This is a genomic window from Mycolicibacterium chubuense (assembly GCF_001044255.1).
Lineage (GTDB): Bacteria > Actinomycetota > Actinomycetes > Mycobacteriales > Mycobacteriaceae > Mycobacterium > Mycobacterium chubuense.
The window spans coordinates 78,831-94,161 of sequence record NZ_JYNX01000060.1; the positions used below are offsets into that span (position 1 = coordinate 78,831).

General features: G+C 70.8%; 13 protein-coding genes. 2 read left to right on the top strand and 11 right to left on the bottom strand.

Features of this window, described 5'->3' with window-relative positions; translation table 11 throughout:
* Positions 1 to 19 precede the first annotated feature (19 nt).
* Entirely contained in the window at positions 20 to 1,180 is a 1,161-nt protein-coding gene (locus tag MCHUDSM44219_RS21160; protein ID WP_048420210.1) for a zinc-binding dehydrogenase, read from the top strand.
* Positions 1,181 to 1,248: 68 nt separating this feature from the next.
* On the opposite strand, the gene MCHUDSM44219_RS21165 is transcribed toward MCHUDSM44219_RS21160, so the two are convergent.
* Genes MCHUDSM44219_RS21165 through MCHUDSM44219_RS21195 form a run of 7 tightly spaced genes read right to left on the bottom strand, consistent with a single transcriptional unit; the run spans position 1,249 to position 7,303 of the window.
* A complete protein-coding gene (locus MCHUDSM44219_RS21165; protein WP_048420211.1) occupies positions 1,249 to 1,683 on the bottom strand; it encodes a cupin domain-containing protein in 435 nt (144 codons plus the stop codon).
* Positions 1,684 to 1,700: 17 nt separating this feature from the next.
* Complete coding sequence (locus tag MCHUDSM44219_RS21170) at positions 1,701 to 2,906, bottom strand: FAD binding domain-containing protein (RefSeq protein WP_048420212.1); 1,206 nt, start codon at positions 2,904 to 2,906, stop codon at positions 1,701 to 1,703.
* Positions 2,899 to 3,885 carry an amidohydrolase family protein gene (locus MCHUDSM44219_RS21175; RefSeq protein ID WP_048420213.1) on the bottom strand — a complete coding sequence of 329 codons (987 nt, stop codon included), beginning with the start codon at positions 3,883 to 3,885 and terminating at the stop codon, positions 2,899 to 2,901. The genes MCHUDSM44219_RS21170 and MCHUDSM44219_RS21175 overlap by 8 nt, the downstream gene beginning before the upstream one ends.
* A complete protein-coding gene (locus tag MCHUDSM44219_RS21180) occupies positions 3,882 to 4,628 on the bottom strand; it encodes an ABC transporter ATP-binding protein (RefSeq protein ID WP_048420214.1) in 747 nt (248 codons plus the stop codon). The genes MCHUDSM44219_RS21175 and MCHUDSM44219_RS21180 overlap by 4 nt, the downstream gene beginning before the upstream one ends.
* A gap of 16 nt (positions 4,629 to 4,644) precedes the next feature.
* Positions 4,645 to 5,433: an ABC transporter permease gene (locus MCHUDSM44219_RS21185; RefSeq protein ID WP_048420215.1), complete on the bottom strand. Its 789-nt coding sequence runs from the start codon at positions 5,431 to 5,433 to the stop codon at positions 4,645 to 4,647.
* A complete protein-coding gene (locus tag MCHUDSM44219_RS21190) occupies positions 5,430 to 6,257 on the bottom strand; it encodes an ABC transporter permease (protein WP_048420216.1) in 828 nt (275 codons plus the stop codon). Before MCHUDSM44219_RS21190 ends, MCHUDSM44219_RS21185 begins: the two co-directional genes overlap by 4 nt.
* The gene (locus MCHUDSM44219_RS21195) at positions 6,254 to 7,303 is read right to left on the bottom strand and encodes an ABC transporter substrate-binding protein (RefSeq protein ID WP_048420217.1); all 1,050 of its coding nucleotides are present in this window, start codon (positions 7,301 to 7,303) and stop codon (positions 6,254 to 6,256) included. The genes MCHUDSM44219_RS21190 and MCHUDSM44219_RS21195 overlap by 4 nt, the downstream gene beginning before the upstream one ends.
* 100 nt (positions 7,304 to 7,403) lie before the next feature.
* Between MCHUDSM44219_RS21195 and MCHUDSM44219_RS21200 the strand changes: the two genes are divergently transcribed.
* Positions 7,404 to 9,089 (top strand): helix-turn-helix domain-containing protein, encoded by a 1,686-nt coding sequence (locus MCHUDSM44219_RS21200; RefSeq protein ID WP_048420218.1) that lies wholly within the window; start codon positions 7,404 to 7,406, stop codon positions 9,087 to 9,089.
* Positions 9,090 to 9,162: 73 nt separating this feature from the next.
* Here the strand turns inward: MCHUDSM44219_RS21200 and hrpA are convergent, their stop codons facing one another.
* Genes hrpA through MCHUDSM44219_RS21220 form a run of 4 tightly spaced genes read right to left on the bottom strand, consistent with a single transcriptional unit; the run spans position 9,163 to position 14,804 of the window.
* On the bottom strand, positions 9,163 to 13,083 hold the full coding sequence (gene hrpA / locus MCHUDSM44219_RS21205) for an ATP-dependent RNA helicase HrpA (RefSeq protein WP_048420219.1): 3,921 nt from the start codon (positions 13,081 to 13,083) through the stop codon (positions 9,163 to 9,165).
* A 1-nt stretch (position 13,084) separates the two neighbouring features.
* Entirely contained in the window at positions 13,085 to 13,474 is a 390-nt protein-coding gene (locus MCHUDSM44219_RS21210) for a VOC family protein (RefSeq protein WP_048420220.1), read from the bottom strand.
* Positions 13,407 to 13,868 carry a hypothetical protein gene (locus MCHUDSM44219_RS21215; RefSeq protein ID WP_236695535.1) on the bottom strand — a complete coding sequence of 154 codons (462 nt, stop codon included), beginning with the start codon at positions 13,866 to 13,868 and terminating at the stop codon, positions 13,407 to 13,409. The genes MCHUDSM44219_RS21210 and MCHUDSM44219_RS21215 overlap by 68 nt, the downstream gene beginning before the upstream one ends.
* A gap of 42 nt (positions 13,869 to 13,910) precedes the next feature.
* Positions 13,911 to 14,804 carry a mycobacterial-type methylenetetrahydrofolate reductase gene (locus tag MCHUDSM44219_RS21220; protein ID WP_048420462.1) on the bottom strand — a complete coding sequence of 298 codons (894 nt, stop codon included), beginning with the start codon at positions 14,802 to 14,804 and terminating at the stop codon, positions 13,911 to 13,913.
* Between the last annotated feature and the right edge of the window lie 527 nt (positions 14,805 to 15,331).

The following is a 15,331-nucleotide window of genomic DNA, read 5'->3' on the forward strand; positions in this document are numbered from 1 at the left end:
ACCGTGCGACGATGGCCCGGTGAAAGCGGTCAGTTGTGTGCACGGCTCCCTCGACGTGGTCGACCTGCCCGATCCGGCGCCCGCGGAGGGTCAGCTGGTGCTCGAGGTGCTGCGCTGCGGCATCTGCGGATCGGACCTGCACGCCAGGAATCACGCCGACGAGCTCACCGAGGTGATGGCCGAAGGTGGCTACACCGACTTCATGCGCAGCGACACCCCGGTGGTGATGGGCCACGAGTTCAGCGGCGTGGTCGCCGAGCGGGGACCCAAGGTCGGCAAGGAGTTCACGCCGGGCACCACAGTGGTGTCGTTCCCGCTGCTCCGGGCTCACGGCGGGGTCCACCTGACGGGCCTGTCACCGCTGGCGCCGGGCGCCTACGCCCAGCGGGTGCTGGCCGAGGCGGCGATGACGTTCGCCGTGCCCAATGGCCTCGATCCGGCGACGGCCGCGCTGACCGAACCGATGGCGGTGGCCTACCACGCAGTGCGGCGCAGCGAGATCTCCGGCAAGGACGTCGCGATCGTGCTGGGCTGCGGGCCCGTCGGCCTCGCCGTGATCTGCCATCTCAAGACCCGGGGCGTGCGCACCATCGTCGCCAGCGACTTCTCCCCCGGCCGGCGCGCGCTGGCCACCCGCTGCGGCGCCGACATCGTCGTCGACCCCGCAGTCGACTCGCCGTACGAGGCGGTGCCCGCCAAGCTGCGCGGCCTGACCCAACTGCCCGCGCTCTACGAGCTCGGCATGGGGTCGATGGAGAAGCTCCGCAAGGTGCCCGGCTGGTCGCACGTCTACCGGGTGGCCGACCGCCTCGGCGGCACCGCGCCGAAACGGCCCGTGATCTTCGAGTGCGTGGGGGTGCCCGGGATGATCGACGGGATCATCGGCGCTGCCCCGCTGGCGTCGCGGATCATCGTCGTCGGCGTGTGCATGGGCGACGACACGATCCGGCCCGCGATGGCGATCGGCAAGGAGGTCGACATCCGGTTCGTGTTCGGCTACACGCCGCTGGAGTTCCGCGACACGCTCTACATGCTGGCCGACGGCAAGCTCGACGCCTCGGCGCTGGTGACCGGCACGGTCGGCCTCGACGGGGTCGCTGCGGCGTTCGACGCCCTCGGCGATCCCGAGACGCACGCCAAGATCCTCATCGACCCGTCGAGCTCCGCCGTCACACCCTGACGCCGAAACTGTATTCCGCGCGGGGTTTTTCGTACTTGACGCGCGTGGAATACAGTTTCGGCGGGCGATCAGAGCGGGAGCGCCTTGTTGGCCGAGTCCAGGTGCTCGACCGTGGTGAACACCAGCTCGGAGTCGCCGACGTTCTCGATGTCGTGGAGCAGGTACTCGCCGGCCGCGAACTGGAAGTGCCGGGTCTCGCCGGCGCCGTAGGAGACCTCGCGGGTGGTGCCGTCGGCGGTGTGCTGCCTGCTGCGCCCGGCGTTGACCGCCGTCCAGAAGTAGTCGAGCACATGCCGGTGGGCGTGCCACCGCTCACCTGGAGCGAGCCGGATCTCCCACACCCGGACCCGGCCGTTCTCGCTGAGCAGGCGCGATCCGACGTGTCCGTCGTGGGCGTGCGTGTCGAACTCGGCGCGCAGCTCGTCGCTCCAGCCGTCGAAGTCGGTGCCCACCAGGGTGCCGGCCAGCGGCGCGTCGGTCAGGAAGTCTCGGGTACTGGTCATCGTCTCTCCTATGGGGGTTATCGGCCCGGGCCGTACAGGCCGAACCGGTTGTCGGGGTCGCCGGGCACCCACGTGCAGTCGACCTGCGAGCGGGTGCCCATCTCCTTGACGCGGCGCAGCAGCCGCTGGGCGAGCTCGAGCTGGCCGGGCTCCCATTTGGCCAGCGCCTCGGCGATGTCGGCGCTGTCGGACAGCGCGTCGTACAGGGCCCACGCGTTCGCCGCGGCCTTGGCCGTGCCGGCCGCCGCGTGCGGGCGGGCCGCGCTGGCGGCGTCGCCGACGAGCGCCACCCGCCCCATCGCCATCTGAGAGGCGCCGACGTCGTAGACGGCCTGCAGGTACGGCGCTTCGGTGCGCAGCACCACCTCGGCCGCTGCGGGTGCGAGCACTTCTGTTGCTGCCGAGCGCATCTCGTCGATGAACCGGTCCTGCACCTGCCCGGGATGCAGTGACACCCCCGCGACGAACCCGCGCTTGTCGGTCATCAGCTCGTCGAGCTGGTGACCTTCGGGCACATTGCGGTACCAGACGTAGTTGAGCAGCCGTTCCCCGACGCGCAGGCCGCCACCGGGAGCCGGGATCGGGTAGACGTTGATGTGCGTGTGCGGCGCGACGCTGTAGGTGATCGAGTCGTGCAGCAGCTCGAACGTCTCGGGCGACACCTCGCGCTCGGGCACGGTGCCGCGCCAGCCGACGTAGCCGGAGTACTCGAGCGTCGAGCCCGGCGCGATGCGCCGCCGGCTCGGCGAGCCGATGCCGTCGGCGAAGACCACCAGCTCGGCGGTCTCGCGCCGACCCGACGCGAAGCGCACCTGCACCGAGTCCGCGTCCTGGTCGAACCCGGCGGCGTACTCGCCCAGGTGGTAGTGCTCGGTGCCGAAGTCGGCAAGCAGGGCGCGGTAGAACGTGCCCCACGACGTGTAGCTCCACGGCGCGTTCTCGCGGTGCAGCAGTGTGTTGTCCTGTCCCAGGTACTGGACGTAATGCGTTGATGTGCTCACTGTTTCGGGATGCTGGTCACTGCACTCGGTGAACCACCGCAGGGTGTCGGGCTGCAGCACGATGCCGCCGCCGCGTCCGTCGAGGTCGGTCGGGGTGCGTTCGTAGACGTCGACGTCGAAGCCGAGGCGCCGCAGCAGCAGCGCGGCGGTCAGCCCGCCGATCGACCCGCCGATCACGAGGGCCCTGTGACCGCTCCACGCCTTCTTGTCGGTCTCACTCATGGTTTTCTCCTGTGTCGAGCCCGAGGAACGCCCGGGCGTTGGCCTCCAGTGCGGCGTCGTCGATGCCCGCCGCGTGCGGGAGCTGCAGAGGGTCGGGGGTGCCCATGTCGAACGGGTAGTCGCTGCCGCACATCAGCCGACCGGGATCCGCCTGCGCGCGCAGCAGATTCAGCGTGGGCACGTCGTGGGTGAGCGTGTCGAACCACAACTCGCCGAACATCTCCCGCGGCGGGCGGGTTCCGGTGCCGCGCACGTCGGACCGCTGCTGCCAGCCGTGCTCCCAGCGCCCCACCAACGCTGGCGCGCAGCCGCCGCCGTGCACCAGGCAGATCCGCAGCGACGGATACTCGTCGAGGACACCGCCGAGGGTCAGAGCCGCTGCCGCGGTGGCGGATTCGACGGGGTTGCCGATCAGGTTGGCCAGGTAGTGCGACGACCATTCGGGCCGCGGCAGCTGCATCGGGTGCACCAGCACCGCCAGGCCGAGTTCTGCGGCAGAGCCGAGGATCTCGCGCATCGGTGCGACGTCGAACGAGGTGGTACTCAGCAGTGGCGGTACCGCGATGCCGCGGATCGTCTCGGTGCCGGCGAGTGCCTCCATCTGCTTGCGGGCGGCCGCCGGGTCATGCAGGGACACCAGGCCGAGACCGATCAGCCGGCCGCCGCTGTCGCGGCTGACCTTGTCCAGGTCGTCGTTGAACGTTCCGACGAACTCTTCGATCCCGTCGGCCTCGGCGACCGGGAACGCGAACGGCGGCGCGGACAGCACGCGGGCGCCCAGACCGGCGGCGTCGGTGTCGGCGAGCACCCGGGTCACGTCACTCATCGCCTCGGTCCGGATGGACAGCGGGAGGTCGCCGAGGTGCAGTTCCCCGTGGTGGTCGCGCAGCGGCGGCAGCGGGGAGCCGGGCGCGAGCCCGAACAGGTGCTGCGGCAACCAGTGTGCGTGGACGTCGATCGGTCCGGGGCGCAGGCTCATGCCGCCGATCCCATCGCCTCGAGCGCCTCGAACCGCGCCAGCACCTCGGCCTGCAGGATCGCCACCGCCGGATCGGACGCGCGGCGTGGACGGGGCAGGTCGACGTCGATGATCTCGTGCACCCGGCCGCCGGGGGCGAGCACCACGATGCGGTCGGACAGCTGCACCGCCTCGGTGACGTCGTGGGTGACGAACATGACCGTGCGGCGCGACTCGAGCCAGATCCGCTCGAGATGCTCGCGCAGCGTGCGGGACGTCATCGCGTCGAGGTGGCTGAAGGGTTCGTCCATCAGCAGCACGTCCGGTTCGACGGCGAACGCGCGGGCGATGCCGATGCGCTGCTGCTGCCCGCCGGAGAGCTGTGCCGGGAACCGGTCGGCGCAGTGGCTCAGCCCAACCAGGTCGAGGTAGTGCCGGGCCCGGTCCTGCCAGCCGTCACGCTCGTGCTGGACGAAGCCGAGGTTGGCCATGACGGTGCGCCAGGGCAGCAGCCGCGGGTCCTGGAACACGTATCCGACGCGGGCGTCCCGCGCTCCGGCGCGCAGCGCCACCGTGCCGGAGGTGTGCGTCTCGATGCCGGACACGATGTTGAGCAGCGTGGTCTTGCCGCTGCCCGACGGGCCGACCACGGAGACGAACGTCTCCCCGGAGATCGTCAGGTCGACCTCGTCGATCACCCGGGTGACGGCGCCGCGGCGGTCAGTGAATTCCTTGACCAGACTCTGGATTTCGATGGAAGCCATGAACGTCTTCTTTCTTCTAGACGGTGCGCCAGCGGGTGGCGTAGCGCTCGATGGGACCGAGGATCAGGAGATCGGCGACGACCAGCAGCAGGATGAACACCAGCACCCAGGCCAGGAAGCCGTCGAGCTGGTTGGCGTCGTACCAGTAGCGGGCGCGCCAGCCCACCCCGGAGGTGGAGCCGAACCACTCGGCGAGCAGCAGCCCGTTCCAGGCGCTCATGATCGCGAAGCGCACCGCGGCCACCGTGGAGCCGGCGACGGCGGGCGCGACGATCTCGCGCAGCACCCGTTGCCGCGACACCCCGAACGACCGCGCCATCAGCACCAGGTCGGCGGGCACCGCGCGGGTGGCTTTGGCGATGTTGACCACCACGAACGGAAGGCCCGACAGGAACACGGTGACCACCGGGGTGAGCCAGCCGAAGCCGAACCACATAGTGGTCAGCAGCGCCCAGATCACCGCGGGGATCGCCAGGCCTGCAGCGGTCAGGTCGGAGAACGCCAGATCGGCCAGCCGGGACAGACCCATCAGCACACCGACTGCCGCGCCCACCACCAACGCGGCGGCCAGGCCGAGCACGAACCTGTTCATGCTGATCGCCAGGTTGCCCCACAGTTCCCCGAGGGCGGCCTCGGAGCCCAGCCGGCCCACCGACTCCGTCAGCGAGGGCACCCGGTTGCCGAAGACCACCGCCAGCTGCCAGGCGGCCAGGATGGTGGCGACGGCAGCCAGAACAGCCGTGGCCGAACGGGTCTGGCCCTTCAGTTGGTGTCGCCACGCCTGCGCAGCGGTCACGGTGGTCATACGAGTTCCTTCCGCCAGGCGAAGAAGCGGTTCTCCAACGCGGCCAGGCCGCGTTCGATCAGCACCATCGCGATGATGAAGAGCGCGGTCCACGCGAGCATGTCGTCGACGCGGAATTCCTGGTAGGCCTTGCGGATCATGAAGCCGACGCCGCTGCTGGCGCCGAACACCTCGGTCAGCGCCTCCACCTTCCAGGCCATCGCGAACCCGTACCGGACCCCGGCGAAGACGAACGTCGTCACGGCCGGCAGGTACAGGTGCCGCAGCACGTCGGTGCGGCTGCGCCCGAAGGCGTGGCACATCGACAGCAGTTTGCCGTCCACCGAGCGCACGCCCTCGGCGACGTTGATCGCGATGAACGGCAGCGCCACCAGCGCCGAGACCACGATGGGTCCGCCGGCGCCGACGCCGAAGATCAGCAGCCCGAACACCGCGTAGGTCAGCCCCGGCATGTTGCCGAGCACGAACAGCGGCAGCGAGAAGTACGACGTCATGAATGTCGAACGCCCCATGGCGAATCCGATCACCAGGCCGCCCGCCATCGCGATCACGAAGCCGGCGGCGATCTTGGCGATGCTGGCGGTGAAGTTGGTCAGCGCCTCCCCGGAGGCGACGATCGCGACCACCTGCTCGGCCACGCCGGCCGGCCGGGGGACGATCGGATCGTCGATCCAGGCGGCGACGGCCGCCCACACCGCGAGGGCCAGCAGCAGCGCGGCGCCGGACGCCAGCCACCGCAGCGTGGCGACGGACCCGCGGCGGGTGCGGTGGCCGGCGGGCGGCGTCGCGGTCCGCGCATCCGGCAGGACGACGGTCTGGGTCACGGCTGGACTCCTTGGGTCGGCAGGAACTTCGGATCGGTGATGTCGTCGCCGATGACGCCGGTTTCCCGCATCAGGTCGAAGATCGAGCTCTCGTCCTCGGCCCACTGCGGGTCGAAGCGGACCTCGTCGACCACCCAGTCATGTTCGGCGACATAGGCTTTCATGAACGCGATGTCCTCGGGTGTGGCGACCGCGAAGTGCTGGGGATAGCGTTCGATCATCTCGTCGCGATGCGCCTGCCATTCGGCCAGGCCGCGGTCCCACAGGTCGAGGAAGGCCGACACCTCGGCCGGATGCGCGTCCACCCAGTCCTTGCGCGCGACGAACACGTTGCCCATGGGACCGTCGTGGCCGGGCGCGGCGAGCTCGGCGAACAGGTCGGCCGAGGACTTCCCGTCGTAGAGCGGGCGCACCGAGCCGTCGCGCAGTTCGCGGGCGGACAGGTCGGGGTAGCAGATGCAGGCGTCGATCTCGCCGCGCGCCAACAGGTTCGACAGGTTCTGGATGTCGGCGACGATCACGTCGAAGTCGCCATCGACCAGATTCATGTCGTGCATCCGTTTGACCAGCGCGCTCCACACCAGTGTGCCCGACACCGTGGTGAACACCCCGAGGCGTTTGCCCCGCAGATCCGCCAAGGACTGGGCGGGATCACCGGCGCGGACCAGGATGCGGCTGCGTTCGGCGTTGTACCGGCCGATGATCACGGTCTCGCGCCGTGTCTGCTCTTCCAGGCCGGGCACCTCGAACGAAGCGGTGGAGATGATGTCGGCGTGGCCGCCGGCGAACAGCCCGAACTCGTCCCACGTGGCGCTGGTCTCGATGCGGTAGCCGGTCTCACGCTGCCAGGCCTCGACGACGCCGGTCTCGTTCATGTAGTCCCAGATCGGGTCGGGCGCGAACGTGAAGCGGATGACGCCGTCTTGCGCCGTGCGCGACGACGCCGGGCCGCCCAACCCGGCCGAGCACCCGGTGCTCAGTACGAGCGTCGCGATCGCGAGGACGGCGAGCGTCACCCGCCGCCAGGGTCGATTCGTGGGTCTCACCGGCTACCTCCTTGTTCTGTGACCGCGGTCACGACACTCACTGTGCGGGTGGTGGCCGATGCGATGCAATGTCTTGACAGACACACTTACTCTGATTCCTATGTCACCGGCGACACAGGATGCGGCGCGGCCGCTCGAGTTCTGGCTCGGCGCGCTGGCCGACATCGGGGAAGCCGTCGGCGGCGACGAACCGGTGGCGGCGGTACTCGACCGGGTGGCGCAGACCGCGTGCACACTGCTCGACTACGACTTCTGCGCGGTCTTCCTACCCGATACCTCCCGCACCGCGCTGACGATCGTCGGCTCGCACGGGCTGTCCGGTGACTACGTCGACCAGGTCAACGCCGAGCGACCCATCCTGCTCGACATGCGCGGTGAGCAGGAGGCGCCGACGAGCATCGCCTACCGCACCGGCGAGGTGGTGACCGTCGAGGACATCGACCGCATGCCCCACTTCACCTGGAGCGGCGTCGCCCACGAACAGGGCTACCGGGCGCTGATCTCGGTGCCGCTGCGGCGGGCCGGAGCCGTGGTCGGGGCGCTGAACGGCTACCTCGCTGCGCCGCACCGCTTCGACCGCGCCGAGATCGGACTGGTGAGCACGCTCGCCACCCAGGTCGCCATCGCGCTCGGCACGGCTCAGCTGCGCGCCACCGAACAGGCCACCATCCGGGAACTGCAACGCGCCGAAGAGGTGCACACCCTGCTCACCGCCACCGCGCTGCGCGGGGAGGGCGTGGCCGGCGTCGCGTCGGCGCTGGCCGAGCTGCTCGACCGCCCGGTCCGCATCGAGGGCGTCTACGCCGAGCAGCTCGCCGCCGCGCGCTGGCCCGCGGACGCGGCAGTCGAAACCCACGACACCACGGTCACCGACGTGATCCTCGACGGCGCCGCCGTCGCGCGGATCCACGTGCTCGCCGCCGACGCCGAGCTCTCCGGCCTCGACGTCCGGGCTATGGAGCACGCCGCGGTGGTCACCGCGCTGGAACTGCTGCGTGCCCGCACAGCCGCCGAAGTCGAACAGCGCCTTCGTGGTTCGCTGGTGGCCGATCTGCTCGGCTCCGACGCGGCCGGCATGCCGACGTTCCTGGAGCGGGCCCGCCGGCTCGGCTGGGACCTGACGGGCGGGCAGACGCTGATCGCGCTGCGCGCCAGGGACAGTGAGCGTCTTCTGAGCGCCGCGGACAGGTTCTTCGCCCGCGCCGCACCGCGGCCGCTGTCCGCGGCGCACCGGGGAGACCTGGTGCTGATCTGGCCCGCCGCCGCGAAGACGGCGGGCTTCTCCGGTCCCGCCGTCGACATCGCCCGGCGCCTGGTCGATCACCTCACCGGCACCGGCGTCGCCGAGCACGCTCATGCCGCGGTATCGGCCGAGGTGAGCGCTGACGAACTCCCCGCGACGTACCGGACCCTGCGCGGCGCACTGGATCTGGCCGGCGACCGCGATGCGTCGAAGGTGATCGACCTGACCGACATCACGATCGATCACCTGTTGCTCGAGCTCGGTGATCCGCAGCGGCTTCGGCAGTTCGCGATGTCGGTGCTCGGCCGGGCCGCCGAGTACGACCGCAACCGCTCGACCGAGCTGCTCGACACCGCGCGGGTGGTGCTCGACAGCGGGCTGGACCGGCGGGCCGCCGCGGCCCGGCTGCACCTGCATCCCAACACCGTGGCCCAGCGGATGCGCCGGCTCGAAGAGCTGACCGGCCTGCAGCTGTCCCGGCCCGCCGACCTGCTGCAGCTCACCTCGGCGCTGACGGTCGCCCGGATCGCCGCCCTGGGCTGACCACCTGCGCGCCGAAACTGTATTCCGCGCGGGAATTCACGCACTTGACGCGCGTGGAATACAGTTTCGGCGGTCAGAGGGAGAGCGCGTCGATGGCGCGGTAGATCCGCTGCTCGCTGACCGGGCGCGGGGTGCCGAGCTGCTGCGCCCACAGGCTCACCCGCAATTCCTCGATCATCCAGGCGATGTCGCGCACGTCGTCGGCGGCGGCGCGCGCGGGTGACAACGCGGAGACGACGTCGTCGTAGGCGTCGCGGACGGCGGCCACCCGGTCCATCCGTTCCCGGTCGGCGCCCAGCCCGTGCGGTAACCGCTCCAGCCGCCGGTTCACCGCGATCAGGTAGCGGGTCAGATCGGCCAGCCGTGACGCTCCGGCCGCGGCGACGAAACCGGGAGGCACCAGACGGGCGAGCTGGTCGCGGATGTCGGCGATCGCATCGGCCTGCGCCGCGGTGGGGGTGTCGGGCAGGGCGAGCTGCACGTCGTGCAGCGCGGCGATCACCTTCCCGGCGCGCCGCACCACGTCGAGGGTGGTGGGCACCAGCGCCTCGGCCGCCCGTGCCCGGGCCTGCTCGAATTCCGCACGGCGCCAGACCGGTTGGGGCACCAGCACCTGCATCGCGGCGTCGGCGCAATCATCGACCAGCGCCGTCAGCGATCCGTCCGGATTGGTGCCCAGCGTCAGCCGGGTCCGGGTGTCGAGCGCCTTCTCCACGGCCTTGGTCACCGACGGGCCGGCCAGGCGCACCAGCCGCCGCGTCCCCGCCGGCGCCGCGACCGCCTGCTCGGCTTGGGTGGGAAAGACCTTGACCGACACCGACGTCCGGTCGTCGACCAGCGCCGGGTACCCGCGCACCGTGTGCCCGGAGGCGCCCTGCCGCTCGACCACCCGGGGCAGTTCGTCGATGTCGGGCCAGGTGCGCAACCCGCTGCGCTCCAGATCCCCGGCCGCCGCGGCGACGGCGTCGCGGGCCGGTGCGGCGAGCGTGCGCTGTAGCTCCCCCAGATCCTTGCCGCGCGCGACCACCGCGCCGTCGCCGCCCTCGACCGCGAACGTCACCCGCAGGTGCGGCGGGATCTTCTCCAGATCGAACGCGTCGATCGGCACCAGAATGCCGGTGCGCCTGCGCAATTCCCGCTGAACCGCATCGAGCAGCGGCCCGCTGTCCGGGGTGATGGAGGCCAGCAGTGCCCGCGCGGTGTCCGGCGCGGGAACGAAGTTGCGACGCAGATCCTTGGGCAACGACCGGATCAGCGCGGTGAGCAGTTCCTCCCGGAGCGCGGGCACCTGCCAGGCGAAGTCGTCGCCGCCGAGGCGGGCCAGCACGTCGACGGGGACGTGCACCGTGACGCCGTCGTCGTCGGCGCCCGGGTCGTAGCGGTAGCTGAGCGGCAGCGCGAGGTCGCCGGCCTCCCAGGCGTCGGGCTGCTCAGCGCCGGAGTCATTGCGCAGCAGATCATCCCGCGTCATCGTCAGCAGATCCGGCGTACGGTGCCGCTGCTTGCGCCACCACCCGTCGAAATGGCGGGCCGACACCACATCGGCGGGGATCCGGGCGTCGTAGAACGCGAAGATCTCGTCGTCGCCGACGAGCAGATCGCGGCGGCGGGCCCGCTCCTCGAGTTCGGCCAGTTCGCTGCGCAGCCGGGCGTTGTCGGCGAAGAAGTGGTGCCGGGTGCGCCAGTCCTGCTCCACCAGGGCGTGCCGGATGAACAGCTCCCGCGCGACCGGCGGATCGATCTGGGCGTACCCCACCCGCCGCCGCGCCACCAGCGGCAGCCCATAGAGCGTCACCCGCTCGTAGGCCATCACCGCACCGCGCTCGGCATCCCAGTGCGGCTCACTGTGACTGCGCTGCACGAGATGTCCGGCCACCTGTTCGACGGTCTCCGGGTCGATGCGCGCGGCGGTCCTGCCGTAGAGCCTGCTGGTCTCGACGAGGTCGGCCACCACCACCCAGCGCGGCGGCCGGCGAGTCAGCACCGAACCGGGCGCCAGCACGAACCGGGCGTTACGCGCGCCCTGGAACTCCCGCGAGTCACGTCCCTTCGACTCGTCCCGCATCCCGACGTGCGACAGCAGCCCCGCCGTCAGCGCCGCGTGCACACGGGCCGCGTCGGCCGGCTCGTCGGACTCGGTGATGCCCAGATCGCGGCAGATGGACCGCAGCTGCCCGACCAGGTCCTGCCACTCCCGGATCCGCAGGTAGTGCAGGAACTCTTCCCGGCACATCCGTCGAAACGAGCTGCCGGAGCGCTCTTTTCGCTGCTCCCTCAGGTACCGCCACAGGTTCAGGAACGATACGAAATCCGAGTGCTCATCGGCGAACCGCGCGTGCTTCTGACGCGCCGCCTCCTCCTTGTCGGTGGGCCGTTCGCGCGGATCGGGGATCGACAGCGCCGCGGCGAGTACCAGCATCTCGCGGACGCAGCCCTCGGTCTCGGCCTGCAGGATCATCCGGCCCAGCCGCGGGTCGACCGGGATCTGCGCGAGCCGGCGGCCCAGCGGGGTCAACTCGCCGTCGGTGAACGCGCCGAGTTCGGTCAGCAGCGCGACGCCGTCGCGGATGCTGCGCGCGTCGGGCGGGTCGAGGAACCCGAACCCCTCGATGTCGCCGAAGCCGAGCGCGGCCATCTGCAGGATCACCGCGGCGAGATTGGTGCGCAGGATCTCCGGATCGGTGTAGCGGGGCCGCGAGGCGAAGTCCTCTTCGGAGTACAGCCGGATGCACACACCCGGCGCGGTACGCCCCGAGCGGCCGGCGCGCTGCGCGGCCGAGGCCTGCGAGATCGGTTCGATGGGCAGCCGCTGCACCTTGGTGCGACGGCTGTAGCGGGAGATCCGCGCGGTGCCCGGGTCGACGACGTAGCGGATGCCGGGCACGGTCAGCGACGTCTCGGCGACGTTGGTGGCCAGCACGACGCGTCGCCGGGAACGGCTGGGAGAGAACACCTTCTGCTGTTCAGCGGTGGGCAGCCGCGCGTACAGCGGCAGCACCTCGGTCTGCTCGCCCAGGTCGGCCCGCAGGGCCTCGGCCGTGTCGCGGATCTCGCGTTCGCCCGACAGGAACACCAGCACGTCGCCGGGTGGTTCGGCGGCGAGTTCGTGCACGGCGTCGACGATCGCCTCCGTCGGGTCGCGCAGTTCGGTGCGGACCACCTCGTGGTCGGGGTCGTCCGGATCCCCGGATCCATCCCGGTCGTCGGCCACCACCGGCACTTCCAAAGGGCGGTAACGAATTTCGACGGGATAGGTGCGGCCGCTCACCTCGAGGATGGGCGCGCCACCGAAATGGTCGGCGAACCGCTGCGGCTCGATCGTCGCCGAGGTGACGATCACCTTCAGATCGGGCCGGCGCGGCAGGAGTTGGCGCAGGTAGCCCAGCAGGAAGTCGATGTTCAGGCTGCGCTCGTGGGCCTCGTCGATGATCAGCGTGTCGTAGCGCAGCAGTCGCCTGTCGCGCTGGATGTCGGCGAGCAGGATGCCGTCGGTCATCAGCTTGACCAGTGTGCGGTCGCTCGCCTGATCGGTGAACCGCACGGTGTAGCCCACCGCCTCGCCCAACGGGGTGCCCAGTTCGTCGGCGATGCGCTGGGCGACCGTGCGCGCGGCCAGTCGCCGCGGCTGGGTGTGACCGATCGTGCCGCGGATGCCGCGGCCGAGTTCCAGGCAGATCTTCGGCAGCTGCGTGGTCTTACCCGAGCCGGTCTCCCCCGCCACGATCACCACCTGGTGGGCGGCGATCGCGGCAGCGATGTCCTCGCGCCGCTCGCTGACCGGCAGGTCGGGGTAGCTGATGGCCGGGACGGCGGCCTCCCGAGTGGCGACCAGGGCTTCGGCGGTCGTGAACTGCCGTGTCAGCCGCTCGAGTTTGGCCGCGTCGGGCGAGCGGACCGTGCGCAGCGTGCGGCCCAGCCGCGCGGCGTCGCGGATCGTCAGGCCGTCGAGCCGCGCGCGCAGCGCACGCACCTCGGCCGAGGTCGGATCGGGCATGTCAGGCGGTGCCCACCGTCGTCAGGCAGAACGGGTGGCCGGCCGGGTCGAGCATCACCCGCCACAGCGCGGGCTGCGCCTGCTCCGGGGCCTGGCGCGCCCCGAGCGCTTCGGCGGCCGCCACAGCACGGTCGAGGTCGTCGACCGACACATCGAGGTGCATCTGCTGCGGGCGGGCCCCCGCGGGCCATGTCGGCGCGACGTAGGGGTCGACCCGCATCATCGCCAGGATCGCCGCGCCGTCGGTGATCGCGACGACTCCGCCGTCAGGGGTCTCGACGACGCGCCGCATGCCGAGCAGCGCGGCGTAGAAGTCCGCGAGCTCAGCCGGATCCGGGCAGTCGATCGAGGTCGCGCCCAACCTGCCGACCGGGAGATGCGCCGAGGTCATGGTGTCCACTCTGGCACGCTGCGCCAACGGTCGGCGCGAGCGCTCGGGTGCGGACGAACAGCACGGTGGCGGCGAGCATCACCTCGAGCACCGCGACCACCGTGGCCGGATGCAGCGAGGCGGCGCCGGCCGCCCCGAGACCGGCGTGCTGGTGCCCGGCCGGCATCGGCAGGTGCGCGCCGATCATCGCCAGGTTCATCACCGCGACCAGCACCCACGCCCGCACGGTGTCGCGGGTCAGCAGTTCGTAGGCGCAGAACAGGCATCCGGCGACCATCGCCACGGTCAGCGCCGCGAGCCACGGGCTCGTCACGCCGGGCAGGGAACCGGCGTGCAGCACAGCCGAACCCGCGGCCAGCACCGCGGCGGCCCAGGCGACGATCGGCCTGCTCATACCCCAGTAGACCGCACCGGGGCGAAAAACTCAGCGCGAACGTCAGCCGCGGTCGGGCGCCCAGTGGTCCAGCATCTCGGCGAAGGTCTGGAACGCCGGGGTGTTGATGCCGTAGGTCGCCTCGAAGTGGACGCTGAGCGGGAACCCGAGCTCCCCGACCCCGTCGACCACCCGCTTGTACAGGTCGACCATCAGCTTGCGGCGTTCCACCGGTTCCGCGCCGGCCAGCCTCTTGACGAAGTCCTGCTCGGCGGCGACGGCGGCGTTGCCCGGATCCTGGATCAGCCAGTTGATCAGGCCCACCTTGGTCTCCACCGCGGGCACGAACCCGAACGACAGCAGGATCTCGGGCCGGTGCTCGGTGGTCGCGGCGAACTCGGTCAGGAAGTCGACGATCGTGTCGGAGTACAGCAGCTGCGTCATGCCGTAGGTGGCGCCGCGGTCGCACTTGAAGGTGAAGCGACCCTGCTCGCCCTCGCGGGTCGGGATGAGGATGACGCCGCGGTTGGCGACGACCTCGTCGAACATCGTCAACGCGTCGGTGGGCGCCACCCCGGTGCCTTCGCCGTCGTTCAGCGTGCGGGGCACGCCGACGAACGCGATCCCGTCGAAACCGCTGCCGCCGAGTTCGGTGAGCCGGGCCCGCAGCGTCGGTTCGTCCATGAACGCGGTCACCTGGGTGCACAACCCCCGGACACCGGGCAGCTCCGGCTGGATCATCCTCCAGAACTCCAGCACGTCGAGCTTCGGCTTCATCTCGAGCGGACGATCGTCGTCCTCCTCGATCATCCCGGGGATCATCACGTGCCGAACCCGGCCGCCGACCCCCGCCTCCGCCGAACACCGCAGCACCTTCTCGGCGTCGGAGAGGGCCTGCTCGCGCCCGCGGTCGACGTTCGGCGGCACCAGCTCGAGAGCGATGGTGTTCAGGCTCACAGCGTTGCTCCACATCTACAGATCACAGGTCCGGCGGCCGGCCGACGCACCTCGTCAGCCCGCAATTCCCCCACCGCCGGCGAGCAATCACCATACCGAGCCACCCCCGGTCGGGCGCGCCGCGCACCCACCCCCCGGCCCACCGCCGCCGCGTTTTCCGCTTACATGGAGCCCAGATCCCTATGAGAAAACCGTCCCGTCACCCCGTCACCGTCGCTGTCACCCTCGTGCTGCTCGGGCTCGTCGCCGTCCTGGCCGCGGCCTGCACGGGGCTCCAGTCGCCACCGGGGTCGACCCAGACATCGGGGACATCGGGAACCTCGGGCACCAAGCCCTCCTCGCCGTTCGACCCCACCACCAGCGCACCGCCGCCGGGGCTTGCCGGTCCGTTACTGGCGTACCGCGCCGCCGACGAGATCGGCGTCGTCGAGGGCACGAGCGTGATCGCCACCGCGCCGGGCGCGTTCACCCCGTCCAACGATCTGCTCAGCACGGAGGACGGCCGNCTGGTCGACAACCTGCGCAAC

Coding starts and splice junctions, on each gene's coding strand:
- MCHUDSM44219_RS21200 (WP_048420218.1), top strand. CDS start 7,404: ATGTCACCGGCGACACAGGATGCGGCGCGGCCGCTCGAGTTCTGGCTC.
- hrpA (WP_048420219.1), bottom strand. CDS start 13,083: ATGCCCGATCCGACCTCGGCCGAGGTGCGTGCGCTGCGCGCGCGGCTC.
- MCHUDSM44219_RS21185 (WP_048420215.1), bottom strand. CDS start 5,433: ATGACCACCGTGACCGCTGCGCAGGCGTGGCGACACCAACTGAAGGGC.
- MCHUDSM44219_RS21210 (WP_048420220.1), bottom strand. CDS start 13,474: ATGACCTCGGCGCATCTCCCGGTCGGCAGGTTGGGCGCGACCTCGATC.
- MCHUDSM44219_RS21175 (WP_048420213.1), bottom strand. CDS start 3,885: ATGAGCCTGCGCCCCGGACCGATCGACGTCCACGCACACTGGTTGCCG.
- MCHUDSM44219_RS21215 (WP_236695535.1), bottom strand. CDS start 13,868: ATGAGCAGGCCGATCGTCGCCTGGGCCGCCGCGGTGCTGGCCGCGGGT.
- MCHUDSM44219_RS21180 (WP_048420214.1), bottom strand. CDS start 4,628: ATGGCTTCCATCGAAATCCAGAGTCTGGTCAAGGAATTCACTGACCGC.
- MCHUDSM44219_RS21170 (WP_048420212.1), bottom strand. CDS start 2,906: ATGAGTGAGACCGACAAGAAGGCGTGGAGCGGTCACAGGGCCCTCGTG.
- MCHUDSM44219_RS21165 (WP_048420211.1), bottom strand. CDS start 1,683: ATGACCAGTACCCGAGACTTCCTGACCGACGCGCCGCTGGCCGGCACC.